General features: G+C 73.5%; 1 protein-coding gene. It reads left to right on the top strand.

Going from position 1 to position 245, the window contains the following annotated elements:
• On the top strand, nucleotides 1-245 hold a 245-nt coding region (locus JL475_RS39545), incomplete at both ends, for an HAD-IC family P-type ATPase (RefSeq protein WP_202282998.1).

Here is a 245-nt window from a genome sequence, read left to right as displayed (position 1 = left end):
CGACCTGGGCATCCCACAGACCGGCACCGCCCTGACCGAGGCACCCCTGACCGGGGCCGAACTCGACGCCCTGCCCGAATCCGACCGTCTCCGGGCGATCGACCGGACCACGGTCTTCGCCCGCGTCTCCCCCGAGGGCAAGGTCCGCATCGTGCAGGCGCTGCAGGCAGCCGGGCACGTCGTGGCGATGACCGGGGACGGGGTCAACGATGCCGCCGCCATCCGCCTGGCCGACGTCGGCATCG

It is taken from the genome of Streptomyces sp. M2CJ-2 (genome assembly GCF_016757295.1).
Classification (GTDB): Bacteria; Actinomycetota; Actinomycetes; order Streptomycetales; family Streptomycetaceae; genus Streptomyces.
This window is presented reverse-complemented; position numbering and strand designations above follow the sequence as displayed.